Annotated in this window: 21 protein-coding genes, 1 tRNA gene and 4 pseudogenes; 9 read left to right on the top strand and 17 right to left on the bottom strand. The window is 62.5% G+C overall.

Translation table 11 applies throughout. The features are described 5' to 3' along the window. Positions 1-4 precede the first annotated feature (4 nt). The 8 genes and pseudogenes from istB to HAP48_RS04080 all read right to left on the bottom strand — a co-directional run bounded on the left by istB (position 5) and on the right by HAP48_RS04080 (position 7,329). Positions 5-847 (bottom strand): IS21-like element helper ATPase IstB, encoded by an 843-nt coding sequence (istB, locus tag HAP48_RS04115; protein ID WP_166214584.1) that lies wholly within the window; start codon positions 845-847, stop codon positions 5-7. Continuing rightward, positions 844-1,632: pseudogene (locus HAP48_RS04110) on the bottom strand (IS21 family transposase); the annotation flags it as partial. The pseudogene HAP48_RS04110 and the gene istB, both read right to left, overlap by 4 nt. A 36-nt stretch (positions 1,633-1,668) precedes the next feature. After that, positions 1,669-2,952, bottom strand: a complete 1,284-nt coding sequence (locus HAP48_RS04105) for an IS256 family transposase (protein ID WP_166208639.1) — start codon at positions 2,950-2,952, stop codon at positions 1,669-1,671. A gap of 97 nt (positions 2,953-3,049) precedes the next feature. Further along, positions 3,050-3,802 (bottom strand): annotated as a pseudogene (gene istA / locus HAP48_RS04100) (IS21 family transposase); the annotation flags it as partial. Positions 3,803-3,995: 193 nt separating this feature from the next. Then, positions 3,996-4,652, bottom strand: a pseudogene (locus HAP48_RS04095) (IS1380-like element ISNha3 family transposase); the annotation flags it as partial. Between the two features lie 122 nt (positions 4,653-4,774). Then, positions 4,775-5,992: a tyrosine-type recombinase/integrase gene (locus HAP48_RS04090; RefSeq protein WP_166214586.1), complete on the bottom strand. Its 1,218-nt coding sequence runs from the start codon at positions 5,990-5,992 to the stop codon at positions 4,775-4,777. Between the two features lie 186 nt (positions 5,993-6,178). Next, positions 6,179-6,254 (bottom strand) — tRNA-Ile (locus HAP48_RS04085). 106 nt (positions 6,255-6,360) lie between these two features. After that, entirely contained in the window at positions 6,361-7,329 is a 969-nt protein-coding gene (locus HAP48_RS04080; RefSeq protein ID WP_166214587.1) for a Bug family tripartite tricarboxylate transporter substrate binding protein, read from the bottom strand. A gap of 120 nt (positions 7,330-7,449) precedes the next feature. Between HAP48_RS04080 and HAP48_RS04075 the strand changes: the two genes are divergently transcribed. Further along, positions 7,450-8,418, top strand: coding sequence for a TAXI family TRAP transporter solute-binding subunit (locus HAP48_RS04075; RefSeq protein ID WP_166214588.1), 969 nt, complete (start codon positions 7,450-7,452; stop codon positions 8,416-8,418). Positions 8,419-8,503: 85 nt separating this feature from the next. On the opposite strand, the gene HAP48_RS04070 is transcribed toward HAP48_RS04075, so the two are convergent. Beyond that, positions 8,504-9,715 (bottom strand): ABC transporter substrate-binding protein, encoded by a 1,212-nt coding sequence (locus HAP48_RS04070; protein ID WP_166214589.1) that lies wholly within the window; start codon positions 9,713-9,715, stop codon positions 8,504-8,506. Positions 9,716-9,899: 184 nt separating this feature from the next. On the opposite strand from HAP48_RS04070, the gene HAP48_RS04065 reads away from it, so the two are divergent. From HAP48_RS04065 to HAP48_RS04045, 5 genes are all read left to right on the top strand, one after another. Continuing rightward, positions 9,900-11,009: a molybdopterin-binding protein gene (locus HAP48_RS04065; protein WP_166214590.1), complete on the top strand. Its 1,110-nt coding sequence runs from the start codon at positions 9,900-9,902 to the stop codon at positions 11,007-11,009. A 9-nt stretch (positions 11,010-11,018) separates the two neighbouring features. After that, positions 11,019-12,968 (top strand): molybdopterin biosynthesis protein, encoded by a 1,950-nt coding sequence (locus HAP48_RS04060; RefSeq protein ID WP_166214591.1) that lies wholly within the window; start codon positions 11,019-11,021, stop codon positions 12,966-12,968. Between the two features lie 688 nt (positions 12,969-13,656). Next, a complete protein-coding gene (locus HAP48_RS04055; protein ID WP_166214592.1) occupies positions 13,657-15,048 on the top strand; it encodes a tyrosine-type recombinase/integrase in 1,392 nt (463 codons plus the stop codon). Continuing rightward, entirely contained in the window at positions 15,017-15,460 is a 444-nt protein-coding gene (locus HAP48_RS04050; protein WP_166214593.1) for a hypothetical protein, read from the top strand. The genes HAP48_RS04055 and HAP48_RS04050 overlap by 32 nt, the downstream gene beginning before the upstream one ends. Before the next feature lie 430 nt (positions 15,461-15,890). After that, positions 15,891-16,163, top strand: coding sequence for a hypothetical protein (locus HAP48_RS04045; RefSeq protein ID WP_166214594.1), 273 nt, complete (start codon positions 15,891-15,893; stop codon positions 16,161-16,163). Between the two features lie 198 nt (positions 16,164-16,361). On the opposite strand, the gene HAP48_RS04040 is transcribed toward HAP48_RS04045, so the two are convergent. After that, the gene (locus HAP48_RS04040) at positions 16,362-16,844 is read right to left on the bottom strand and encodes a hypothetical protein (RefSeq protein ID WP_166214595.1); all 483 of its coding nucleotides are present in this window, start codon (positions 16,842-16,844) and stop codon (positions 16,362-16,364) included. Between the two features lie 43 nt (positions 16,845-16,887). Next, a pseudogene (locus HAP48_RS04035) lies at positions 16,888-16,983 on the bottom strand (riboflavin synthase); the annotation flags it as partial. A 318-nt stretch (positions 16,984-17,301) separates the two neighbouring features. Between HAP48_RS04035 and HAP48_RS04030 the strand changes: the two are divergent. Then, complete coding sequence (locus HAP48_RS04030) at positions 17,302-18,534, top strand: phage major capsid protein (RefSeq protein ID WP_166214596.1); 1,233 nt, start codon at positions 17,302-17,304, stop codon at positions 18,532-18,534. Between the two features lie 86 nt (positions 18,535-18,620). Here the strand turns inward: HAP48_RS04030 and tnpC are convergent, their stop codons facing one another. Genes tnpC through tnpA form a run of 3 tightly spaced genes read right to left on the bottom strand, consistent with a single transcriptional unit; the run spans position 18,621 to position 21,073 of the window. After that, positions 18,621-20,285, bottom strand: coding sequence for an IS66 family transposase (gene tnpC / locus HAP48_RS04025; protein WP_166204034.1), 1,665 nt, complete (start codon positions 20,283-20,285; stop codon positions 18,621-18,623). A 45-nt stretch (positions 20,286-20,330) separates the two neighbouring features. Continuing rightward, positions 20,331-20,678, bottom strand: coding sequence for an IS66 family insertion sequence element accessory protein TnpB (tnpB, locus tag HAP48_RS04020; protein ID WP_028182053.1), 348 nt, complete (start codon positions 20,676-20,678; stop codon positions 20,331-20,333). Next, entirely contained in the window at positions 20,675-21,073 is a 399-nt protein-coding gene (gene tnpA / locus HAP48_RS04015) for an IS66-like element accessory protein TnpA (RefSeq protein WP_028182054.1), read from the bottom strand. Before tnpA ends, tnpB begins: the two co-directional genes overlap by 4 nt. A gap of 101 nt (positions 21,074-21,174) precedes the next feature. Here tnpA and HAP48_RS04010 point away from each other — a divergent pair, with 101 nt between their 5' ends. Further along, positions 21,175-21,474, top strand: a complete 300-nt coding sequence (locus HAP48_RS04010) for a hypothetical protein (RefSeq protein WP_166214597.1) — start codon at positions 21,175-21,177, stop codon at positions 21,472-21,474. Continuing rightward, entirely contained in the window at positions 21,471-21,737 is a 267-nt protein-coding gene (locus HAP48_RS04005) for a hypothetical protein (RefSeq protein ID WP_166214598.1), read from the top strand. Before HAP48_RS04010 ends, HAP48_RS04005 begins: the two co-directional genes overlap by 4 nt. Before the next feature lie 23 nt (positions 21,738-21,760). Here the strand turns inward: HAP48_RS04005 and HAP48_RS04000 are convergent, their stop codons facing one another. The 3 genes from HAP48_RS04000 to HAP48_RS03990 form a co-directional block, all read right to left on the bottom strand. Further along, positions 21,761-22,285 carry a type II toxin-antitoxin system VapC family toxin gene (locus tag HAP48_RS04000; RefSeq protein ID WP_166214599.1) on the bottom strand — a complete coding sequence of 175 codons (525 nt, stop codon included), beginning with the start codon at positions 22,283-22,285 and terminating at the stop codon, positions 21,761-21,763. After that, complete coding sequence (locus HAP48_RS03995; protein ID WP_166214600.1) at positions 22,272-23,126, bottom strand: hypothetical protein; 855 nt, start codon at positions 23,124-23,126, stop codon at positions 22,272-22,274. The genes HAP48_RS04000 and HAP48_RS03995 overlap by 14 nt, the downstream gene beginning before the upstream one ends. Positions 23,127-23,421: 295 nt before the next feature. Then, positions 23,422-23,919 carry a hypothetical protein gene (locus HAP48_RS03990; protein WP_166214601.1) on the bottom strand — a complete coding sequence of 166 codons (498 nt, stop codon included), beginning with the start codon at positions 23,917-23,919 and terminating at the stop codon, positions 23,422-23,424. Positions 23,920-24,853: the final 934 nt, after the last annotated feature.

Below are 24,853 nucleotides of genomic sequence, written 5' to 3'. Positions count from 1 at the left end.
ACAATCACGCAGGATTGCCAGCGTCAATCGTTGCCTTGTCGAGTTCGTTGGGGGTCGTATGAACGGGCGGCCGGCCTGGACCGCGCTTGCGATCGAGGGCAACTTTTCGACGGTAACTTTCGACGTTCATCTCGAGGATCGTGGCGTGGTGGACCAAACGATCGATGGCAGCCAACGTCATTGCCTGGTCCGGGAAGATACGCCCCCATTCGCCAAATGGCTGATTGGCCGTGATCAGCAGCGAGCGTCGTTCGTAGCGGGCGGCGATCAACTCGAACAGCACACTGGTTTCCGCCTGATCCTTGCTCACATATGTGATGTCGTCGAGGATCAGGAGGTCATAGCGATCGAGTTTGGCGATCGCGGACTCCAGCGCCAGCTCGCGCCGCGCGACCTGCAGCCGTTGCACCAGATCAGTGGTGCGCGCGAAGAGAACGCGCCAACCGTTCTCGACGAGAGCCAGGCCGATCGCCGTGCCGAGATGGGTCTTGCCGCCGCCCGGTGGACCGAACAAGAGCAAATTGGCGCCGGCCTTCAACCAGGCGTCGCCAGCGGCGAGCGCCATCGCCTGTGCCTTTGATAGCATCGGCACACTTTCGAAGTCGAAGGTGGCGAGCGTCTTGCCGGCGGGCAAACGCGCTTCCACCATGTGTCGCTCGATCCGACGGCGGGTGCGATCGGCCGCCTCGTGCTCGGCAAGGGCGGCGAGGAAGCGGGCGGCAGGCCACCCTTCCTTGTCAGACTGTGCAGCGAGCTTCGGCCAGATCGCCTTGACGCCCGGCAGGCGGAGCTCATTGAGAAGCAGCTCGACACGGGCAGTATCGACGGAGGTAGCGATACCAGTCATGCAGCCTCTCCCAGGTTCGAGCGGCCTGACATGACGCTGACGCAGGCGAGTTCATCGTAGACGTCGAGCGGCGCCAGCTTGACGGCGACTCGCGGGATCGAGGCCGCCTCAGGTCGGAAGCGGTCGCGCAGAGCGGCAAGATCGGGTAACTGTCCGGCGTCCAGATCCATCGCGATCACCTCGGCGAGTTCTGCTTCGCAGGCGCGCTCGTGAGCCAGCGCCAGAAGCTCGACCGTCACCTTGCAAGCGCGCCGGTCATCACCATGCTCCCGCAAGGTCTCGAACAGACGTTTGTAAGCTGCACGCGGGAAGAGTTGGTCGCGATAAACGAGATTGAGGAGCGCCATTGGCTTGCGCCGCAGGGCATGGATGACGTGCCGGTAATCCACAACATGACCGCCCTGGCGCTCGGACACAGGCCGACCGCGCCGCAGCGTCACGACCGGCGTGACACCAACGAAGCATTCGATCCGGTCGTCGAAGATGCGCACACGCAGGCGATGGCCGATCAATCTTGAAGGCACGGTGTAGAACACGCGCCGCAGGATGAAGCCGCCTGACGACGTCACCGGGATCACTTTCTCCTCAAAGTCGGTCGTGCGGCCTTTTGGCAGCGGCGCCAAGGCCTCCTTCTCGAGCGCGATCGGCTTGGCGACGTTGGCGTTGCGCCGGCCGACAATCTCGTCGACAAAAGCACGGTAGGCATCGAGACTGGCGAAGTCGCGCGTCCCTCGCAGCAACAGCGCATCTTCCAGTGCCCGCTTGAGATGGCCGTGCGCGCTCTCGGAGCTATCGCCAAATTTTGGTGACGGCGCGGCCGGTCAGGCGGCGGCGGTTATGGGCTGACGGTCAGTCGGTTGGGCGATGACCTCGATCCCGTCGTTGAATGTCACACCGAGAACGAGTTTTGGCAACTGGTTGTGGCCATCGAGACGACGCCAGCTTTTCTGCGCGGCCTCAAGCAGTTTGAAGACCATCGCGAGCGCCGTTCTGTTGGACAGGCAGCCCTTCGATCGGATCGTGCGGTGGCGCACGGTAGCGAAGGTGCTTTCAATGGGATTGGTGGTCCGCAGGTGTTTCCAGTGTTCGGCCGGGAAGTCGTAGAACGCCAGTAGCGTGTCCCGATCCTTGCTCAGGCAGTCGGCCGCCTTCTCGTATTTGGGCGTGTAGCTCTCGATGAAGGCGTCGAACGCCAGCTCGGCGGCGGCCTTGGTTTCGGCCATCCAGATCTCCTGCAACGCGCGTTTGGCTTTAGGCTGCTGGCTCTTCGGCAACTTGGCGATCACGTTGGCGGTCTTGTGTACCCAGCAGCGCTGCTCGCGCGTTTTCGGCCAGACCTCGCCGGCGGCCTTCCAGAACCCGAGCGCGCCGTCGGCGATGGTGAGCCGCGGCGGCACGCCGAGCCCGCGCCGCTTCAGGTCGAGCAGCAGATCGCGCCAGTCCTGCGCGCTCTCGCGGGCGCCATCGGTGAAGCCGACCAGTTCCTTGCGGCCCTCCGGCGTCGCGCCGATCAGCACCAGGATGCACTGCTTTTCGTCTTCGAGGCGTGCTTGGAGATGGATGCCATCGGCCCAGATGTAGACGTAGCGCTTCGCCGACAGATCGCGCCTCTGCCACGCGGTGTGTTCGTCAAGCCAACCGTCCTTCAGACGGCCGATGGCGGATGCCGACAACCCGGCAGCATTCTTGCCGAGCAGCGCCGCCAGAGCCTCGGAGAAGTCGCCGGTGGAGATACCCTTCAGGTAAAGGATCGGCAGCAGCGTCTCGATCGATTTCGAGCGGCGCATGTAGGGCGGCAGGATCGACGGAGAGAACCGGATGCGGTCGGGATCGGTAGCCTCCGCCTCGCGATCGCGGACACGCGGCTGGCGGACGCCGACCGGACCGATACCGGTCATCACCTCGCGTTCCGGCAGGTGACCGTGGCGCACGACGCGCTGGTGGCCGTCCGCAGTCTTCAAATCGGCATGCTTGCCGAGAAAGTCCGCGACCTCGGCCTCGACCGCCTGGGCCAACAGAGCACGCGCCCCATTGCGCAAGATTTCGGTGAGTTGATCGTCGACGTTTCCTGGCTGAATCAACTTGATGATGTTATCTTTGGACACGGCATATCGCTCCTTCGGTCGAGAAGTGGAGGCGTCAAGCACCCCCACGATATGCCGCCTTCCCGATTCCCGCCGTCACCAACTTTCAGCGATAGCTCGCGCTCTCGATCGAGCCGTTCTCATGTGCGATGCCCGCATTGTTGCGCGTTGGCGCCATGCCATAGTGGCCCATCAGCCCGGCGTAGCGCTGCGTCAGATCCTCCCGTGCGTCGGCGGCCAGATTGCGGAACGCTGCCGACAGGCTGTCGCTGCGATGCTCCCGCGGCACGCCGCCAAGCGCCCACAGCGCGTTCTGCAAGCCCTCCGCCAGGGCGACGAAGCTTTCGCCGCCGAGCACGACATGGGCATGCTCGAAGCCGGAGAACGCCAACCGGAAGTGATAGAGCCGGTGATCGAGCGGCTCACCCGCGATGGTAATACCGAGCGCGCTCACGTCGGTGAAGTCGGACAGACCCAGGCGACCGGGCTCGTGCTGCTGGCGGAAGATCACGTCTTGTTCTGGGCCGTTGAGCGCCCGCCAGGCGTTGATGCGCCGCTCCAGCGTGCGGCGGATGTTCGGGTTCAACTCGTGATGCCGTCGGCGCAGCTCGTCCAGCACGCCGATCACGCGGATGCCGGGCGCAGCCTTCAGGATCGGAACGATCTCGGCGTCCCAATAGGGCCCGAGCGGATCGGCCCGGCGCCGGCCCCTCGGCGTCTTCTTCTGTGAGGGCGGGCGACAATCGCCCTCGATTCGATACGCGCTTGCCTTCGAGAACCCCGCCTTGGCCGCGGCGGCCTCGCGGGACAGTGTCAATCGGTAGGTCATGTACAGCCTCATCTGGTGGTCGGTGATGTCAAGGCCAGGCAAGGCATCGATTCCCTCTTGTCGAGACGAATCAACAGCTTGCACCAGCCGCACCCGGCCGCCAGACGGGTCCAAAAACGCGCGACGCCGATGGGGACGGTCCTCCGGTCGGGCTGCGCCCTCCCTTCGGTCCGTCCCCATCGGCGCAGTCTCACCTTGATTGTCGCTGGCGTCTCACCCTGATCGCCGCCGCGCAATGCCGTATCAGGCGGCGCAGGTGGGCACGCACCTCGACGCCGCCCGGCGTCTTGCCGGGCCGCAGCACGACCGCCACGGGCCGGCTCTTCTCCGTGTCGTAGACGTGGATCGGCAGGAAGCAGCGTTCGTCATAATGAGCGTTGAACAGCGAGAGCTGCTGATGGCCGTGGACGACATCGCAGGTATCATCGATGTCGAGCGTGACGGATGCCGGCTCGCGCGGGTAGCTATCCATCCATGCGTCGACCAAAGTGTAGGTCAGTCGGATCACGTCGCGCAGGCGCGGAGCATTCTCCAGCCGCGACAGCGTCGGTTGGGAACACAGATCGCGACCCGTGTCCGGCAGCCGTCCGCAGGCCAGCTTGAATGCGGGATCGGACCGCAGATGATCGAGGTCGTCGGCGTCCTCGTAGCCGCAGCAGATCGCGAACATGCGCGCGCGGAACATATCGACAAGGCTGTGCACGACCCGCGTCGGATCGCGCCGATCCGGGAACACCCGGGCCAAATTGTCGGCCAAGCCGAGACGCCGCTCGGCCAGCGCCAGAAGCATCACGCCCCCGTTCGAGGTCAGCCGACCGCCATCGAAGGCAGCTGTGACTTTCTTGGCGTGAACGGCTGGAAACGAGAAGGGCAGAATCGTATCATCGGTCATGGCGGGCCTGGTGTTCGCGGCTGAAGGTGATGGGGTTGGCTTTGCAACCGAATCCTACGCCGCATCAGCGCTTTACACCACGCTCGCCAGCCTCTCAGGCGCACTCTGACGAATAAGACGGGCTAGCTCGCTTGCGACAGCGGGATGACGTTACCACCGGCAATTGATGTGAGGTGGTCCGCCCACCACTGCATCATCCGCCGACGATCTGGCATCCATTCAGCAGCATTGTAGGCGCGCCTGACTTCATTTCTTTCAACATGCGCAAGTTGGCGCTCAATCCAGTCTCGGTTGAAAAGATTGCTCTCATTAAGGATCGTAGACGCTACAGCTCGGAAGCCATGCGTTGTCGCTCGACCATGATATCCCATGCGATAGAGTGCATAGAGCATGGTGTTGCTCGACATACACCCCTCTTTGCCCGGTGACGGGAAAATATTAGGACTGTTGCCCGCGAGCGCGCGTAGCTTATGCAACACGGCGACTGCTTGGCGTGATAAGGGGACCAGGTGCTCCAGCCGCATTTTCATGCGTTCGGCAGGAACGCGCCACTGGGCAGAATTCTGGTCAAGATTCTCTAGCTCGTTCCACCTTCCGGCGCGGAGTTCGGTGGTGCGAAGAAACGTCAGGGTCACAAGCTTTAAGGCGAGTTTGGTTTGTTGTTCACCTCCGTACGTTTCTAATCGCTTTAAGAAAGTGGGCAGCTCCAGCATTGGCATCGCTCTGTGACGCTGTGGTTCTCCCGCTGCTCGCAAGGCGTCCTTGAGATCAGAGGAGGGGTCTCGCTTCGCTCGACCCGTCACGATTGCAAAACGGAAAATTTGGCCGACCAGCTGCTTTAAACGTCGTGCCGTTTCGTTTACCCCGCGCTTTTCGACCTTGCGCAGCATGTCGAGTAGCTCTGGAGGTTCGAGTTCGGCAATCGGGCGACGCCCAATTGCTGGAAAGATATCTGCTTCCAAACGTCTTAGGATTTGGCCAGCGTAATAAGGCGTCCGACCGCCTTTCCAGTTTTCGTGCCATTCGCGGGCGACTGCTTCGAACGTGTTTCCAATGGCGATATCGGCAGCCCGTTTGCGCTCACGTTTTACAACTGACGGATCGACGTCAGCAGCTAGATTGCGTTTGGCATCGTCGCGTGCTGCTCGCGCCTCAGTAAGCCCAACAGCAGGATAGACGCCGAGTGCAAGCGTGCGTTGCTTGCCGTGCCAGCGATAGGCTAAGCGCCAGTATCTTGCTCCATCTGCATTAACCAAAAGGTGCAAACCGCCCCCGTCAGAGAGCTTGTACGGGCTAGTTTTCCCCTTCGCATTGCGGCACTTCACATCAGTCAAGGGCATGTTGGTATCTCGCTGCTGAGAACTTTCAGCTACCAACAAAAGTACCAACAAACCGGGTGGATGTCAGTATACAGAATGCGGACGTTGGCGGCCCTGGTTGGACCTTCATCTATCTGTAATCGTGAACGAAATGTCACCTTTATTGGACTTTGGTGGATGTTCCGGGACGTTGGTGGATAGCTGTTATGGTGGGCCCGGCAGGACTCGAACCTGCAACCAGACCGTTATGAGCGGCCGGCTCTAACCATTGAGCTACAGGCCCCGCCGCCTTGCGGGCCGCGTGGTGCGGCTGGCAACGGTGCGGGCTCCGTTTACAGGGTGCGCGGGGTTTCGGCAATGCCGCACCTCGCGCTCCCTGACCATCCGCGTCAGTCGACCGAGACGCCGGCGAACTCGACGACCTTGCGCCATTTCTCGGTCTCGTCGGCCACCAGTTTGCCGAATTCGGCCGGGGTCATCGGTTTCGGGATGCCGCCGACCTCGGCGAGGCGCGCCACGAGTTTGGGGTCCTTCAAGGCTTCGCCGACCGCCTTGTTGAGGATGTCGACGATCTCCGGCGGCGTGCCCTTCGGCGCGGAGATGCCGTAGAAGCCGACCGACTCGAAGCCCGGCACGGTCTCGGCGATCGCCGGCACGTCGGGCACGCTCGGCCAGCGCTGCGGCGAGGTCACGCCGAGCGCACGGACGCTGCCGCCGCGCGACTGCTCCAGCGCCGACGGCAGATTGTCGAAGATCAGCTGCACCTTGTTGGAGATGATGTCGGGGAAGGCGATCGCTGATCCCCGATACGGCACGTGCTGCATGTCGCATTTGGTCATCGCCTTGAACAATTCGGCCGACATGTGCACCGAGGTGCCGTAGCCGGACGAGGCGTAGGCGATCTTGCCCGGATTGGCCTTGCAATAGTCGATGAACTCCTGAACCGTCTTCACCGGCATCGCGTTCGACACCACCAGCATGTTGGTGAGCTGCATGATGCTGGCGACCGGGGTGGTGTCGCGCAGGAAGTCATAGGGCAGCTTCTTGTAGAGCGAGGTCGAGATCGCGTTGTTCGGCGCGACGAACAGCAGCGTATAGCCATCCGCGGGCGAGTTGATCGCGGCGGCGGCTGCGAGGTTGCCGCCGGAGCCGGTGCGGTTCTCGACCACGAATTGCTGGCCGAGATGATCCGACAGCCACTGGCTCATGATGCGGGCGACGATGTCGACCGGGCCGCCGGCGGCAAAGCCGATCAGCCAGCGTACCGGACGGTTCGGATAGTCGGATGCGGAGGAGGGGGCAATGGAGGCAATGCAACACATCAAACCAAGCAACGCGACACGCGCAAATCGGATCATCATCTCTTCCCGTCATTTTCTTGTGACTGTTGCCGGCATGGTTTCACAAAACGCTGGCTTTGCCTACGACCCCGCCCGTGCGACGATAGTCTTGCTCACGTGCAATGCTTGAGGCTCGAGATGAAATTCGCTGTTATGATTTGCGCCGGCGTGCTGCTGCTCGCGGGCGGCGCGGCGGCGCAAGAGGGGGGCAAGACCATTTCCAAAACCACGATCCGTTTCGCCACGGCGACGCCGGGCGGCGGTTTTCCGCTCTATGGCAACGCGTTCGCCGAGGTGATGAACGCGGCCGATCCGACATTGTCGATCGAGCCGCGCAACACCAAGGGCTCCAACGAGAACATCCCGCTGCTCGAGGCCGATAGCGTCGATATCGCAACCGTCGCCGGCGAGCCGTCCTACGAGGCCTTGATGGGCATCGGCCGGCCGAAGGCCACCAAATTGAAGATACTCACCGCGATGTATTCGAGCCCGGGCATGTTCGTGGTCCGCGCCGACAGCCCCTACAAGACGATCCAGGACCTGGTCGGCCAGCCGGTCGCGTTCGGCGCCAAGGGCTCCGGCCTGCCGATCCTGTCGCGCTATATCCTCGACGGCATCGGGCTGAAGCAGGACGAGGACTTCAAGTCGATCTATCTCGATCGCGCCGGCGATGGCCCGGCGATGGTCGAGGATGGCCGCGCCGCGGCGCTGTGGGGCGCCGGCATCGGCTGGCCCGGCTTCAGCAAGATGGCCGAGAGCGCGAGCGGTGCGCGCTTCATTGCGCCTGATACCGACGAGATTGCCCGCATCCGCGCCAAGCACACCTTCCTCAAGCCGCTGACGATCCCCGCCGGCAGCTATCCGAAGCAGACCGAAGCAATTTCCTCGGTCGGCTCCTGGAGCTATATCCTGGTGCGCGAGACCTTGCCCGACGATGTCGCCTATCGGCTGGCGAAGACGCTGCACGGCGTTGAGGCAACCTTCTGCAAGAAGCTCGCGCAGGCCTGCGAGACCACGGCGGCAAACACCGTCGCCGCCGCGCCTGACATCAATCTGATCCACCCCGGGGTGCTCAGATATTTCCGCGAGATCGGGGTGGCGAAGTGAAGCGCGCGAATAGGGAGTAGCGCATAGCGAATGGTTGTTTCCGTTCGTCACTCGTTACCCGCTATTCGCCACTCACTATTCGCCGCTATTTCTTGATCAGCGGGCACGCCGGGTCCGGCGGGCCGAACGCGTCGTCGCCCGAGATCTTCGCCAGGATCTTGTAATAGTCCCACGGATATTTCGACTCGGCCGGGGTCTTGACCTGGACCAGCCAGAGGTCGTGCACCATCAGATTGTCCTCGCGCAGCTTGCCGTTGCGGGCGAAGAAATCCTCGACCGGCTTCTCGCGCATCTTGGCCGCGACCTTGAGCGGATCGTCGGTGCCGCTCTCCTTGATCGCATTCAGATAGGCGGTCACCGAGGAGTAGACGCCGGCCTGCCACATCGTCGGCATCCGGTTCATCTTGGCGAAATAGCGCTTCGACCATTCCCGGGTCTTGTCGTCCATGTCCCAGTAGAACGAGGTGGTCAGCAGCAGGCCCTGCGCGGCGTTCAGGCCGATCGAGTGGATGTCGGTGATCAGTGCCAGCAGCGCGGCCATTTGCTGCCCGCCGGCGAAGATGCCGAATTCGCCGGCGGTCTTGATCTCGTTGGTGTTGTTCGGCGGACCGCCGGCGATGCCGATGATCTTGGCCTTCGAGGCCTGCGCCTGCAGGATGAAGGACGACAGATCGGGCGTGGCGAACGGCGGCCGTACCGCGCCGAGCACCTTGCCGCCGTTCTTGGTCACCACGGCGGAGGCATCCTTCTCCAGCGAATGACCGAACGCGTAGTCGTCGGTGATGAAGAACCAGCTGTCGCCGCCGCGCTTCACCACCTCCTGCGCGGTGCCGACCGCGAGCGCCCTGGTGTCGAACACCCACTGCATCGTATAGGGCGAGCAGAATTTGCCATGGAAATCGGTCGCGCCGGTCGAGTGCGTGATGAACAGCTTCTTCTTCTCTTTGGCGATGTTCTGCACCGCGAGCCCGACCGCCGACACCGGCACGTCGACGATGAGGTCGACCTGATCGACGTCATACCAGCGCCGTGCGATGGTCGCGCCGATGTCCGGCTTGAGCTGGTGATCGCCGACGATCACCGTAATGGGCTTGCCGAGCACCTTGCCGCCGAAATCGTCGACCGCCATCTGCGCGGCGGTGACCGAGCCCTGTCCGGTCGGCGTCGAGGCCGGACCATTCATGTCGGTCAGCACGCCGATCTTGACGACGTCGTCGGACACCTGCGCCGATACGGTCGAGGAGGCCAGCAGCGCGGCTGCGAGCGTCCCGAACATGGCTAGTCTGGTGGCGATCATTCTGTCTCCCTCCTGAATTGGCGCATTGGCCATTATTGGTTGTGCCTGATCTCCGCGACCCGGTCATATTGGTTTCTTTTGCAGCTACTTTGGGGTCCGCGTCAACGCGCCATCGGTCTAATGGCGGGTGCCGGAATCGGCCCGAGGCGGTTTCTTTCGCCGCCGATTCAGTCCATAGCGGGCCATGGCCACCACCCAGCGCTTGCCGGCTTCGCTCGCCCCGCTCGACGCGGTGCTCGCCGCCGTGCTGCGCGATGTCGCGCCGGTCGAGCCGATCATGTTGCCGCCGGCCGATGCCTTGCATTGTATCGCCGCCGAGATGCCGGCCTCGTGCGCCTATCCGCCGCAGGATGTCGCTGTCAGCGACGGCTGGGCGATGCGTGCCAATGACCTGGTCGGGGCGTCGTCCTATGCGCCATTGCCGCTCGCCGAGCCTCCGGTCTGGGTCGAGGCCGGTGCGGCGATGCCCGAGGGCACCGATTGCGTGGTCGATGCCGACGCCGTCGACACCTCCGGCCCGCTGCCGCAGGTGCTTGCCGAAGCCATCCCGGGGCAGGGCGTCCGGCGCGCCGGCAGCGACATTGCCGGGAGGCGCACGTTGATCGCAGCGGGAGAGCCGCTGTTGCCGCGCGGTCTCCTGCTCGCGCGGGCGGCCGGACTGCAGCTGTTGCGCGTGCGACGACCAAGGCTTCGCATCATCAACGTCGCCAACGGTGAGCTGACCGCGCAATCGATCGCTGACACCGCGCGCCTGGCGGGTGCTGAGGTCCTCTGCACCGAGGCGGCGGCGGATGTGACTTCGATTGCCGGCGCATTCGATGCCGATGGCTGTGATCTGATCATCACGATCGGTGGCACCGGGGTTGGTCGCACGGATGCTGCGGTGAATGCGCTGACGACGCGTGGCGAATTGATCGCGCACGGCATTGCCCTGCAGCCCGGGCGCACCACGGCGGTGGGACGGATCGACACGACGCCGGTCATCGCCTTGCCGGGCGCGCCGGATCAGGCGTTCGCGGCCTGGTGGGCCATTGCGCTTCCGGTGCTCGATCGCCTGTCGGGCCGGCGCCCGCGCAACACGCTGGCGCTGCCGCTGGCGCGCAAGATCGCTTCCGGCGTCGGCATTGCCGAGGTCGTGCTGCTGACGCGCCAGCAGGGTTGCTGGGCTGTGCTTGCGATCGGGGAGCTCTCGCTCGATGCCATCGCGCGCGCCGAAGCCGTGCTGATCGTTGCTGGATCCGCGGAGGGCTTTGCTGCGGGCACGGTCGTCGATGCCTATATGTTGCGGGAGTGAGTTCCCGAGATGACCGATACGTCGACGCCAAAACCCAACCCATCCGTCGAGCAGGACCAGTTCCTGACCATCCTGTCGCGCGAGGAGGCGCTCGCGCGCTTCGAGGCGGCGCTGTTCCCGCGCCAATGGCCGTCCGAGACGGGGCGGCTCGCCGACGCCCTCGGCCGTGCGCTGGCGGAGGACGTGGTGGCGCCGATCGACGTGCCGCCGTTCGATCGCTCCAATGTCGACGGCTTTGCCGTGCGCTCGGCCGATCTGGTACGCGCCGGTGAAGCCGCGCCGGTGCAACTCGCGCTGAACGATGAGACCATCTCGTGCGGGACCGCGCCGGCCCGGCCGGTGCTGCCGGGCACCGCGACTGCGATTGCGACCGGCGGTCCGGTGCCGCGCGGTGCCGACGCGATCGTGATGGTCGAGCACACCCAACCCGCCGGCAATGGCGCCATCGAGGTCCGGCGCGCGGCGTCGCCGGGGCAGTTCGTGTCCTATGCCGGCTCCGACATTGCACGTGGCGAGGCGCTGTTGCGCGCGGCAACCATCATCGGCTCGCGCGAGATCGGCATGCTCGCGGCCTGCGGCATCGCCGAGGTCCTGGTGGTGCGCCGTCCGCGCATTGCGATACTCTCGACCGGCGACGAACTGGTTCAGCCGGGCGAGGTGCTGCGGCCGGCCGCGATCTACGACACCAATGGCGCGATCGTCACCGCGGCGATTGCCGAGAATGGCGGTGACGCGCATTTTCTCGGCGCGATCGCCGACGATGAGGCCAAGCTCGAGGCCGCGATGCGCAAGGCGCTGGCGGAGAGCGACATGCTGGTGCTGTCGGGCGGCACCTCGAAGGGCGCGGGCGACGTCTCGCACCGGATCATCGCCCGCCTCGGCAAGCCCGGCATCATCGCGCATGGCGTGGCGCTGAAGCCGGGCAAGCCGCTGTGCCTCGCGGTCTGCGACGGCAAGCCGGTGGTCATCCTGCCGGGCTTTCCGACCTCGGCGATGTTCACCTTCCACGACATGATCGTGCCGGTGCTGCGGCGGATGGCCGGCCTGCCGCCGCGGCCGGATGCCAAGGTGGCGGCGAAGGTGCCGGTGCGCATCGCCTCCGAGCTCGGGCGGACCGAGTTCGTGATGGTGTCGCTGGTCGAAGGCGCCGACGGCCTGATCGCCTATCCCGGCGGCAAGGGGGCGGGCGCCATCACGTCGTTTGCGCAGGCCGATGGCTTCCTGAAGATCGAGGCGCTTGCCGACCAGTTGCCGGCGGGCAGCGAGACCGAGGTGACGCTGTTCACGCCGCATGTCCGGGTGCCTGATCTCGTCATCGTCGGCAGCCATTGCACCGGGCTCGATCTCGTCACCGCACCGCTGGCGCATGCCGGCCTTGTGGTGCGTTCGATCGCAGTCGGCAGTCTCGGCGGGCTCGCGGCCGCCAAGCGCGGCGAATGCGATCTGGCGCCGATCCATCTGTTCGACGACAAGACCGAGAGCTACAACACGCCGTATCTTGCCGACGGCCTCGAGCTGGTGCCGGGCTGGCGGCGCATGCAGGGCATCGTGTTCCGCAAGGACGACGAGCGTTTCGCCGGCCTGAGTGCAGTGGAGGCTGTGCGCGCGGCGCTCGCCGATCCCGCCTGCATCATGGTCAACCGCAACCAGGGCGCCGGCACCCGCATCCTGATCGATCGGCTGCTGGGCGGCAGCCGGCCCGACGGCTACTGGAATCAGCCGCGCTCGCACAATGCGGTTGCGGCCGCGGTGGCGCAGCATCGCGCCGATTGGGGCATGACCATCGCGCCGGTCGCGGCAGCCTCCGGGCTCGGTTTCATTCCGCTGGCCGAAGAGCATTACGACTTCGCGCTGGTCACGGCGCGCAAGCAGCGGCCCGCGGTGCAGGCGTTTCTCGAAGCGCTGGCGTCAGACGAAGCCCGCGCCGCGTTGATCGAGGCGGGGTTCAGGCCGGCGTAAGGCGATCCGCGACATTCACCGCTGTCGTCCCTGCGTGGGTTCTGATTCAACAGTCAAACAACTGGTTCGGTGTCATCACCCGCGCATGCGGGTGATCCAGTATTCCAGAGGCGTCGGTGATTGAGCCGATAGGCCGCGGCGTACTGGATCGCCCGGTCGAGCCGGGCGATGACAGTGTGGAAGGGGACATGGCTTCGCATTCTCGCGACATGTTTCGCCCGAGCTTTGCTCTTCGTTTCACCCTCTCTCTTGAAGAGGGCGCAGGGAAAGCCGGGTGCCGATTGCACCCATGGGCCCCGAGCAAAGGTAGAAAGCTCGGGGGTAGGACCACAGGTGTAACCGGAGCAGTCCGGCTTTCCCTGCGCGATGGGTTACGGCTTACTTCGTGCTCTCCCCGGCGAGACTGGGCTTGTTTGTCACCGCCGCCGCGAAGATGCTTCGCATCTCGCGGGGGACACCGGCCGCTAGGGCGTCAGGACCACACGTCTATATTTTGAAAGGCGGTGAAAGGTCCTGAAAGCGACAAAACCCTTTAGAACAAGGGTTTTTCATCTACCCTACCTCATCGGCTTTCAGCGCACTTCGCCAAAATCAGGGCCCGGCCCTAAGCCTCTCGCGACCCTCCAAGGACTGAGAGGCCCAAAGCCGAGCCCATGGTCCCAAACCCTTCGAGGAGCCTGAAACCACCATGGATACTACCACAACCACCGAACCTGCCGGCAAGCGCCGGCGCAACAGCAGCGTCGTCCTGACCGACCGCATGTGTGAGAAGCGGGTCGCCAAGCGCACCAAGATTTACGACCGCAAGTGCCCCGGCCTCTATGTCAGCGTCATCACGGCCGGCGTCGCGACCTTTTCGTTCAAGTTCACCGACCCGGAGACCGGCAAGCAGCGCACTGGGTGGCTGGGCGTCTACGGCCCCGACTTTCGGGTCGAGGATGCCCGGGCCAAGGTCTACGCGCTGCGCGGCATGGGCGCCGCGGCACTCGCCGAGACCTTTCGCGACCGCAAGGTCCAGCAGGCGAAGCGCGGAAAGACCGTGGCCGAGATCATCGAGGAGCGGATCGCGTGGATGAAGACCGAGGTCAAGAAGGCGGACGGTGAGATGCGACCCCGGATCGAAACGTGGGAGAACGTCGCGTCCCATCTGCGCCGCTTTCTCAGCCCCGGCCTCGGCAAGAAGCTCGCCAGCGAGGTCACCAAGCAGGACATCGCGACACGGTCCAAGGACATCGTTGCGGGCAAGTTCGGCAAGCCGTCCGTGAGCAATGCCCGCCACTTCAGGCGCGCGGCCAGCGGCTTGTTCAACTGGGCGGCGGAGCCGGAGCAGGACTACGTCGGCGCCAGCCCGTGCATCAATCTCGGCAAGCTCGACCCTGAGCATCCGCGCACGCGCGTACTGTCTGAGGACGAGATCAGGACTTTCTGGCACGGCCTCGACCGGGACGACCTGCCTTGGGATCGCAGGACCCGGCTCGCGCTGAAGTTCGAGTTGGTCACCATGCTGCGATCCGGCGAGTTGCTGGCCGCGCATCGCAGCGAACTCGTCGACCTCGACGGCGAACTCCCTCGTTTCGACGTTCCGCTCAAGCGGGTGAAGAAGCGGCGGGTAATCCAGCAGCCGCTGTCCGATCTGGCCGTGGAGATCATTCGAGAGGCCTTGACCAGCGACAAGCAACAATACGTCTTTGCCAGCCCGCTCGGTGATCAGCCGATGAACCGCAAGGTCATGGCGACGGCGCTGCGCGGCACCAAGGTCAAGGGCAAGGTGAAGACGCCGGGCATCTGCTCATTGCTGGGTCTGCGGCCATTTACGCCGCACGATCTGCGGCGCACGGCGGCGACCCTTGCGGGCGACCTCGGCTTTGACGATGCGTGGATCGCGAAGTGCCTCGATCATGCCGCGAGCAAGAAGGGCGACGTGATCGTGCCCAGCGTCACCGGCAAGGTCTACAATCACTCGACGCGGATGAAGGAGAGGCGCGCCGTGCTCGACGGTGTCGCCGCAGAGTTGCGGCGGATCATCGGCAGGCCTCCAGTGAATGCCGTTGAACGAACCGAACTACGGCTTGCGGCGTAATCTGCCGGAAAGCAATGACGAGGGGCGGCCATTGAGCCGCCCTTTTTCTTTTCGGCCTCACTTGCTAAAAGACAGCATGACCGAAGAACAACTTAACCAATGGTGGCGCGATCTTTGCCGGGCGGTCCGCCCTGACGATGAGATAAAGACATGGAGCTACGAAGGCGGTTACGGCATCCCCTTCAAAATCTGGGACGTCACGTTCAAGAAGCCATCGATCATCGTCTATTCGTCAACAATAAAGGACAAGCGGACAATCACCAAAAATGAGTTCTTGCTGATCGCTCCGCGATGGGTTGGCTACCGCGACGATGGGATCGGCCGCGACGTCATGCAAACAAAATCGCAGAACACGTCGTATATTTTCGGGATGTTGAAGTGGTTGGAAGACCGCACTGCAGCCCATGGATGACAGGCATGCCAAAGACGCTGCCCGCCTGCTCGCGCTCGCGATGCTGACCGGCGCGGCCTCGGCACCGGACAGGTCACCGTAGCGGGCGTGGACGGCGGCGAACCCCGCGTTCGCGATGGCGAGTGGATCGTGATCGCCGCGCTCGGCCCTCAGCCGTCGAATGGTGTCCTCGAAAAAGCGGGCGGCTTGCGCGGCGCGTCGGGGTTCGCTCATGTGTGTACCCTCGAAAGCGGACGTCAAATTGCCCGTGGGCAGGTCGGTTACCTCTGAAAGCGGCTGAAAGCGGCGCTCGATGCAGTTGGCATGTCTCAAATGGGCCAAGCTCAGACGTTTCGGGATCGAACAAGTTTTCGTAATCTGTTCAGGTCGCCGTTAGGTTGTCGGTGCTAAGAGCGTGCCGCATGGGAAAAAGATCAGCGATGGGGACCAGATGTCTGTAGAGAAAGAAGCATCTCGCATCTGGCGCGGTCGGATCAGAGATATTCTGAACCAGCAATGGGACCCGATTGGCGGGTGCCCCGCCGACGAATACGATGGTTATGTTGGTACCATCGCCACGATGGTCCGCGACAATACGACCGACGATGCCCTGATGAAATATTTGGAATGGGCCGAGGCTGTGCACATGGGCTTTGGCCGATTTGATCCCGAGCGCGCTAGGACCGTGATCGCATCGATACGAGCACTCGGTAAAGCGCCGTAGCGGGAGAAGCATTTCTGCTGAACTTCCGCTAAGGGTCACACTCGGAAGTCGGAACGCGCAACCGTGAGGTCCGCTTCACCCCCGACACCGGACTTTCGATAGCCAGTGCGGCACGTCCGAAAAGGGCCAAGAGCGGTCATCCTAGGTTCGATAGCCGGATAAGCGTGTCTGCTGTCGCTGCCATCGCAGAAAGTGCCCTCAATCGTTCGATTTTCTGAATTGGACGTATTGAGCTTCAAGCAACGCTTCTTTCCCTTCCATCTCCTTGTGCGACGGCCATCGTGCAATGCATACGCGCACATATTGGTTGTCCCGGTAATTCAGCCTGTCCCAATCGAAGAAACTAATAAACTGCAGCTGGGCGTCGGCCGTGACTGCCCCAATCGGGTGGTCCCAATATCCTGAATTGATCTCCCGATTGATCATGGCGGGCACAGATTTCCCGATACGAAGTTCCACGGATATTGCCGACGTGACCGATCCGTAGCTCGCGTTTCCCAGAGATGCCGGCTCTGCCACCATCTTGTCGAACAGGATCGCCTCTACTTCGGAGAAGCGCTGCTCGAACGACCATCCGTCGTTTTCGTAGGGACCTTCGACGCGAAAGAACTGATTGAAGATTTCGCGGCTAGCTATCCGAAACCTCACCATCAATTCATTGAGATTATCTGCAGGCGCCATGACACCTATCTCACTCAGGTTCTCGGGACTGTTCCTATCCCGGCTACTTCATCTCCGACAGCCGCTCCGCATAACGGGCCATCAGATCGACCTCGATATTGACCTCGCTGCCGGCCTTCCAGCCGCTCAGGGTGGTGACACCCCTCAGCATTAAAGCCGAGTTCTCTATTGGTATGAACCAAATAGGGCAGCTGACGAAGCCATTCGGAATGCATGTTGGGCATGTTGATCGCACAACGTTAATTTCTGCCAAGGGTCAATCGCGTCACTTTAACCGTCCGCTGCTCACTTCCGATCTACCCCCGGAAACGGACATCGTCAGAGTCGGTCGGCATGTCGAAAAAGGCACGCCCAGCGAAAACCATATAGCCGCGCGGGCGGCCTTGGAATATCATTGTCCGCAAAGGAGATCACTGGATCGGCGCCGCCAGAACGCGGGCGCAGACAGGGATCTCTCATGGGCATGGAGCTAGTCGACCTCATCAACGAGGTGAAGGCCACCCGCGACGTCCTAGCTACAGGCGATGTCGAGCGCGACAAGATACTCAAGCAGGTCAGGGCCGACGTTGATCGCTTGGCCCTGCGCGTCAACCGGCCGGGCTTCGACAACATCAGCGACGACGCTAACCGCAAGGCGGCCATCGGCCTGCTGCGGCTAAAGCACGATCTGAAAATTCCGAAGCATGATGTGCAGCATCCGTTCGTAGCCTCGGAGGATCAGATCGCCGAGGCCACCACGCATATCGAGGCCCTCAAGGCGCTGATGCACAGCGCAGACGTGGGCAGGCTTCCGGAAGCGATGCGCAAGGCCCTGTCGTCGTTTTCGTTCGGCAGCAATGGTTTTATTCTGCCGGTCGAATTGAGCGACCGCATCTTGTCCTGCGTGGTCAGTCCGACCGACATCACTTCGTTGTTCGACAACGTCACGATCAGCGGCTCGTCAATCAAGTTTCTGGTTGACCGAGGCGACATCGACAACGCGGCATGGGCGTGCCAGAGCGCCTGCTTTGCCAACAATCCAAGCGGCGTCGATCTGGCTTCCCTGCTCGGCGAACTGGAGATCAAGCCGGAGCCGCTGCGCTACATCGCCTGCGCGACAAGCGATGTCCTTGAAGACAGCGGATTTAGTGTCGAGAACTGGCTGCTCGGCAAGGTCAGCCGCGCGTTCCGCAACACGGTTAGCGAAGCGGTGATGATTGGCAGCGGCGTCGGCATGCCCATCGGCATTCTCAATCCGGCGAGCGGCATTCCGATCTGCGACACTGCCGCGCCAACGCCTGCTGGTCAGTTCACATGGCAAGACCTCGTGATGTTGCGATTTGAGGTGCCGATGCAGTTCTGGGACCCGGCGGGTGCCTATCTGATGAACCAGCGTACCGCCGGAATGTTGTTTTCCATGAGCGATGCCAATGGCCGACCGATCATCGTTCCCAGCCTGCAAGACCCGCTGGTGTTTTCCCTGCTCGGCTCGCCGCTGCGGATTGCGTCGCAGATGCCGGACGTCGCGCCGGGTGCAACGCCTGTAGCCTATGGCAATTGGAAGTCGGCCTACACAGTCGTGAATAGGAAAGCAGTAACAATGCAGCACGACCCCTTCAGCGCAGGATTTTGTTCGTTGTTCAAGTTCGAGGCTCGCCTTGGCGGCGCAGTGACGTGCGCAAACGCGGCACGATTGCTGCGGATCAAGTGAACATCAAAAGTACGCATACGACGAAGGCCGCCTGATTGACGCATGCGCGTGGGCGTGGCGATCTGTAAGATAGCGTTGGGTGAAGGTCAGGCGGCCTGCTGATCGGTGGGGTTGTTGGCTTGCCGCAGGAGCTTCCATTCCCAGGGCAGCAGTTCGCGCAGACGCGAAGTGGGAAGATCGGCGATCCGGGCGAGGACGTCGGCGAGCCAGGCTTTGGGATCGACGTTGTTCAGGCGGCAGGTCGTGATCATCGTCAGCATGATGGCAGCGCGGTCGGCGCCGCGCAGGCTGCCGGCGAAGGTCCAGTTGCGCCTGCCCAACGCGATGCCGCGCAACGCTCTTTCAGCGGCATTATTGCTGAGGCAGATCCTGCCATCATCGAGGAAGCGGGAGAAGTCGTCCCAGCGCCTGAGCATGTAGTTCATGGGCTTCAGGACCTCGGAGGAGCGCGACAGGGTTTCTCGCTCGCGGAGCAGCCAGTCGTGCAAGCCATCGAGAAGCGGCTTGCTTCTCTCCTGGCGTACGGCACGCCGCTCGTCGGCATTGCGGTCGTTGATGGCGCGCTCGATCTCGAACAGAGCGTCAAGACGCCTGACCGCCTCCAGCGCGATCGGGGAGACCGGTTTGCCCTTGCGGCCTTCCCTGGCCGTTTTCTCGATGTCGGCCAGCTCGAAGAATCCCCGCCGCGCATGGGCCAGGCAAAATGCGGGCGTGATCGGCATCGCTTTTCTTTTCGGATCGAACAACGGCTCGAAGCCGCTATAGCAATCCGCCTGCAAGATACCGGCGAAGGCGGCCAGATGCTTCTGGGGATGTTCGCCCCGTCGGTCGCTCGAGGCGTAATAGACCGCCGCCGGCGGCGCAGGCCCGGCGAACGGCTGGTCATCCCGCACATACGTCCAGATCCGCCCAGTCGTGCACTTGCCCTTCGCCAGGATGCGGATGGTGGTGTCGTCGCCATGTAGGCGCTCGGCCGCGAGCACATGGTGCTCGATCAGCTGGAACAGCGGCATAACGGCGAAGGTTCCGTGGCCGACCTGGTCGGCCAGCGTCGACAGCGGCAGATCGATCCTCTCGGCCTTAAAGCGCACGCTCTGACGGTTGAGCGGGATATGCATGCCGAACTTGTCGAACAGGATTGTCGCCAGCAGTTGCGGACCGATGAAGCCACGCGGTGTGGCATGGAACGGCGCGGGCGGCTGGCTGATCTTCTCACAATCGCGGCAGGTGAACTTTTCCCGCACCGTCTCGATCAGCTTGAACCGGCGCGGGATCTCCTCCAACGTCTCGGTCACATCCTCGCCCAGCTTCGCCAGGCGCGATCCGCCGCAGCAGGCGCAGCTCGTTGGCGCCTCAATGACGACCCGCTCGCGTTCGATGTCGTCCGGCCAAGGCTTGCGCACCGGCCGCTTGCGCGTGAAGGCCCGAACGTTCTGTACCTTTGCAGCCGCGGCACGCGCGGCGAGCTCATCCTCACTCGCCATGGTGATGAGTTCTTCGAGCTCCAATTCCAATTGCTCGATCAGCCGCGCCGTGCGCTCGGACCGCGGCCCGTACAGTTCGCGTTTGAGCTTCTCGATCCGCAGTTCGAGATGTGCGATCAACGCTTCGTTGTCCGACAGCTCCGCCCGCGCGCTGGCGGCATCCGCGACTGCGATATCGCGCTCAACTTGCAACGCCTTGCGCTCGGCCAGCAGCGCCATGTAGGCGCTCGCAAGATCCGCAGGAAGATCGTCTGGCTTCGAGCTCATGAAGCCATTGAATCAGATCGAGCAGCAGATTCAAACCCAAAACGGTTATCCGACCCGCGTCGGACGCTGGGTTTCTTGCGGGGTGCGCCAATCGATTCCGGACAACAGATAACTCAACTGCGCCGGCGAGATCGTTACCGTTTCACCGCCAACCGATGGCCAGATGAACCTTCCTCGCTCGAGTCTTTTGGTAAAAAGGCATGCTCCTTGGCCGTCGTGCCAGATCAGCTTCACAAGATCGCTGCGGCGACCGCGGAAGACAAACAAATGACCGCTGAGCGGGTCTTTGTGCAGCACCTCCTGCACTTGGAGCGCCAACGACGGAAAGCCTCGGCGCATGTCCGTGTAGCCTGTCGCGAGCCACACTCGCGCGCCCGTCGGAACCGGGATCATCGGCGGACCAAAGCATCGAGAACGCGACGTAGCGCATCTCCATCAACGTCGCCATCGACCCGGATGCGGTGCCCGCTACCAAGATCAATCTCGATGATGCCCTGGCTCTTGCGTCGACGCGCCGTTGGCGTCAACGGCGCTTCGGCCACCTCCCGCGGTAGCGCAGACGGCCCAATCTCGACCGGAACAAACGGCGCTATGCTCGCTTCGCCGTGCCTGCAAAGCTCCTTACGCCACCTGAACAGCTGGCTCACATGAAGCCCGGCCACGCGAGCCACCTCGGAAACATTGGCGCCGGGCTCGAGCGACGCTGCGACGAGCCGTTCCTTCTCATCCTGCGACCACCGGCGCCGCCGCTCGACCGTTGTGATCACCTCCGCCCTCGAAATCGTCATAGCGCTTCTCCTAGGATTACCCCTAGGACCTGCAGCGCTCGCGCCCATCAAACAAGGCGGCCCTTAGCGGAGGGATACCATCAAAAGGCCGACTCCAAATGATGAGCTTGTTTATTGACGGTCACATCCCGATCACACGCGCGCGCCGGGTCGGACGCAATAGCCTCACGATCAGGTGCCCGTTCTGCCAGAACATCCATGTCCACACTACCGGCGGCGGCCTCGGCCCGTGGTACGGCTATTTTCGCGCGCCGTGCGATCCTGCCGACCTGCCGCCCGATACGGGGTTCTGGTCGCCCGACGGCTACTATCTGACTGGGACCGCGCTGCCGCAGCCGGATCGTGCCCTGAGCGGCTCATCTGCGACCGTACTGCCATTTCCAATGGAGCGTTCGTCATGAGCGATTTCACAATCACCAAAGACAAGTTGCAACGCATCGCTGACGTCAGCAATCGCCACAACAAGGCGGTCATCAATGACATCATGGAAAAGTTTGCCGACTCTCCGGCGACGGCCTACCCGCTAGCCATCGGCTACATCGTCGCGATGGCGATGAACGAGGTCAAAGGTCCTGAGCGTCAAAATTTTGTTAAGCTCCTCAATAGCGCTATGGCCAACTGTAGCTTCGCACTTACGCCGGTGCAGGATGATCATGACACATGATGGATCGTCTTCGGGCGTTACAGTCACTGCTTGCCAGTGTCGAACGGATTGCTGCCGAACAGCGGCGTAGGATCACCGGCTGAGGGCTTGCAGATTTCTAATTTGGTGCCGTCGTCCTTATCCAGCCGTCCATCCAGCGCCAGTAAGGCATCGTCGAATGTGTGCATTTCGTCCACGTTCAGGATCAGAGCGGTTGCGATGTGAACTGCATCGGGCGGTTTCAGCCCGGCATACCCTCCGGTCATGAGCTTGCGAGCGCGATGCCCGACCACCGTGTCAAGCGCAGTAATCAGAATGAAGTCGTTCTCAAAAAATTCCGCGATCCGGTCGGATGACGAACCAAGGCGCATGTCTGGATTTTTGCAGACCTCTGCGAGACAAAAGGCGGAGGTGGCGATCTCTAGCCGATTTTTCCTTGCCGCCTCGATGACGCTTTTGCACATCATCTCGCGATCTTCGACAGCGCCGCCCGGCTGTAAAATCTTTTCTTTCTGGATCAATGCAATCCAGCTACATGCGTCCCAATAGACGCGCTTAGTGATTGCCATTCCGAAGTCTCGCCAAATACTCTTCGGTGCGCAGACCACCAGTGAAATCTTCGTCCTGAATATCTTCGACGTCCGGCAACTCGCTTCTGTCCCGTAGGAACCGGATTTCGTGAATTTCGGCCTCACGCAACGCGCCGGGACCCCGATACTTCAACTTGCCGAATGCGAGAATGCGGCGACCGCGAAACACATCGCGGATTTGATGGTCCTCAAGCGCGGCCAGTGCCTGACCGGAAACGAAGCACTTGATGGTCTCACCGTTGACCCGAAGTCGCACACGCACGATTGGCTTACCCCAGCCGTCGCGCTCGATGCTGTCGATGTAGCCCTCAACGGAACCGATTTCCTCGTAGGGTTTCTGGTCCGGCTTGAGGATGGTTCGGATATTCCCGGCGGCCCGACGTGCGATATCAGGCGTGATGTCCAGTACCGGCAAATCCGGAATACCGTAATCGACCAGCGTTTTGTCGAGTCCGTTACTGACGCGCTGGAACAGCTTATCCGCGCGGCCAAGGGCCGCATCGGAGAAATAGGATGGACGCTCGTTCGTCGTCTCCAACTGCAAAAGGCCAAGAGCAGTCTGCCTTGCAACGATCTCGGCGCGGCGATCGATGTTGGTCCCGAAGTCGTGGGCGAACGGCGCTACCTCAAAGGAGATCGGGCTGTTCGTCGTCGCCTTCACGACGCGCCAGTCGATGGCGGTGGTGCCATCCCCGGCGACGGCCTGCTCGACGGCTTTGAGAATTTCAAAGAAGTCGCGAACCTGATCAAGCAAATCGTCCACGGTCGGAGAATCGACTTCTCCGCGCGCGCGAACGCTGATTTTGACCGGCTTGCCCATAGCTCTCACATTGCGCCGGATGATCCGACTATCCCAGCAATCATAACGAAGATTGCCATATTTGTCCGTTCCAATCGTTAAAGGGATTTCGATTGATCGCCGCGCGCCGGGGTTAATTTTGGCAGGCAAAACCCATAAGAAAGCCCCGCTAAGTGCCAGCAGCGAGGCTTTCCTTCGAGGTTGCCGGGGATGTCAGGCTAACCGCCCCGGCAGGCTGATGTTACGCCCGCCATCGCAGCGCTGTCGAGGGATAGCGCTTCGGCGCGCATCGGTTTAAATAGGTCATGATACTGCCTCAAGCTCGATCCGCGATCAGTGCGTCGACGTCGGCTTCGGTCAGTGCCGGTTCGGCGAGCAGCGCCGCCGCAACCCGTTTGATCGCGTCCCAATGCGCTTCGATCAGCTTGCGGGTTTGGGCCATCGTCTCATCGAGCAACTGCTCATAGGCCTGCCCCTGCTCGTCGTCGAAGTCGATTGCCAGCGGCCCGGTGCCAACCGTCTGGCCATTCTGCAAGAGATACATCCTTGCAACGAAGCTCATCGCGGTGTGACAGTCGGAACCTTCCATATAGAACGGGCGTTCGCGCCAGCGCCGCGCGATGTCAGTTGACTTATGCGGGTGGTAGCGGTGCTGCGCCAGCGGCCCCGCTATCGCCACCATGGCGTCCTTTTGACACGCGATCACATTGTCCGGATCGAGGTGCGCCGCGCTGACGGTCAGCACAGCCGGGTCATCGCCGCTAATCGGCTTGAGCGTTGCCAGTCCGACGCCGACCTTGAGCAGCCGCGCCACCACTGCGTGCCCGGCCTCGTGATGTGCGATGATCTGCTGTCGCCGGGCCGTCTTCACCGGCGTCCTCCGGTTAGGCGTGGCCGCAGCACTGAATTGATCGCGCCACGCTCGGCGCGGGCCTTGGCCTGATGCAGGCGCGGCAGCAACACCAGTCCGCTATGCCCCGATAGCGACCAAATTCCGCAGCGCACCGAAATGACGCGATGGGCCAATAGGCGACCTCGTTACTCCGTCTGGTACACGGACAGCTGAACGTTCATCCCTACCTCACCCGCAGCTGCCGCCAGTTGGGCCGGAATGGTCAAGGACTTAGACAACGACGAATGGGGCAAGGCCATAGCTACGTCCAAGCTCGGCATTCCAATCGCACCTCGAGAAACCAGCCCCGGAATGCAGGCGCGAATTGACTGGATAAGGTCGAGAGCAGTGGCCCATTGATCTCCGTGTTCTGCAATATCGATCTGAGCAAACGCCCGATCAGGTGACGCCTCATAACGGTCGACCTGTAGTCCCAACGACGCATTCAGATCGAAACGCGAGAGAGCCACGTCCGGTATGCGAATTACGATGGTGAGTGGCTGTGAGCTTGGCATGATCCATTGTATTCCGGTTCTCGGGACGTCGGCAAAGGGTCAATCGCGACCGGCTCGAGCCATCAGAATGACTGGCAAATGTCCGCAATGCCGCCGAAAGCGGAATGAGAACTGATTGCCCCTTCATCCGTTGGCAACGCTCAAGTTTGGCGGTCGCTCGCGGGTCCAAATACGACCCGCGTGGCTGGGAGGCCGCCGCCGTGGCGCGCCCGCCAACCTGAGGGCCGCCCATGCGTTTAAATCGGCGGGGAGGAAATCCTTGGGCGGCTGCGATCATCGCACCACGGGCGCGCGCGGCGCGGCAGGACGGGGGCTTGGGACGGAAGGCGCAAACTTTTCAA

It is taken from the genome of Bradyrhizobium septentrionale, assembly GCF_011516645.4.
Classification (GTDB): Bacteria; Pseudomonadota; Alphaproteobacteria; order Rhizobiales; family Xanthobacteraceae; genus Bradyrhizobium; species Bradyrhizobium septentrionale.
Note: the sequence above shows the minus strand (reverse complement) of the source record. Positions and strands in the feature narration are given on the sequence as shown.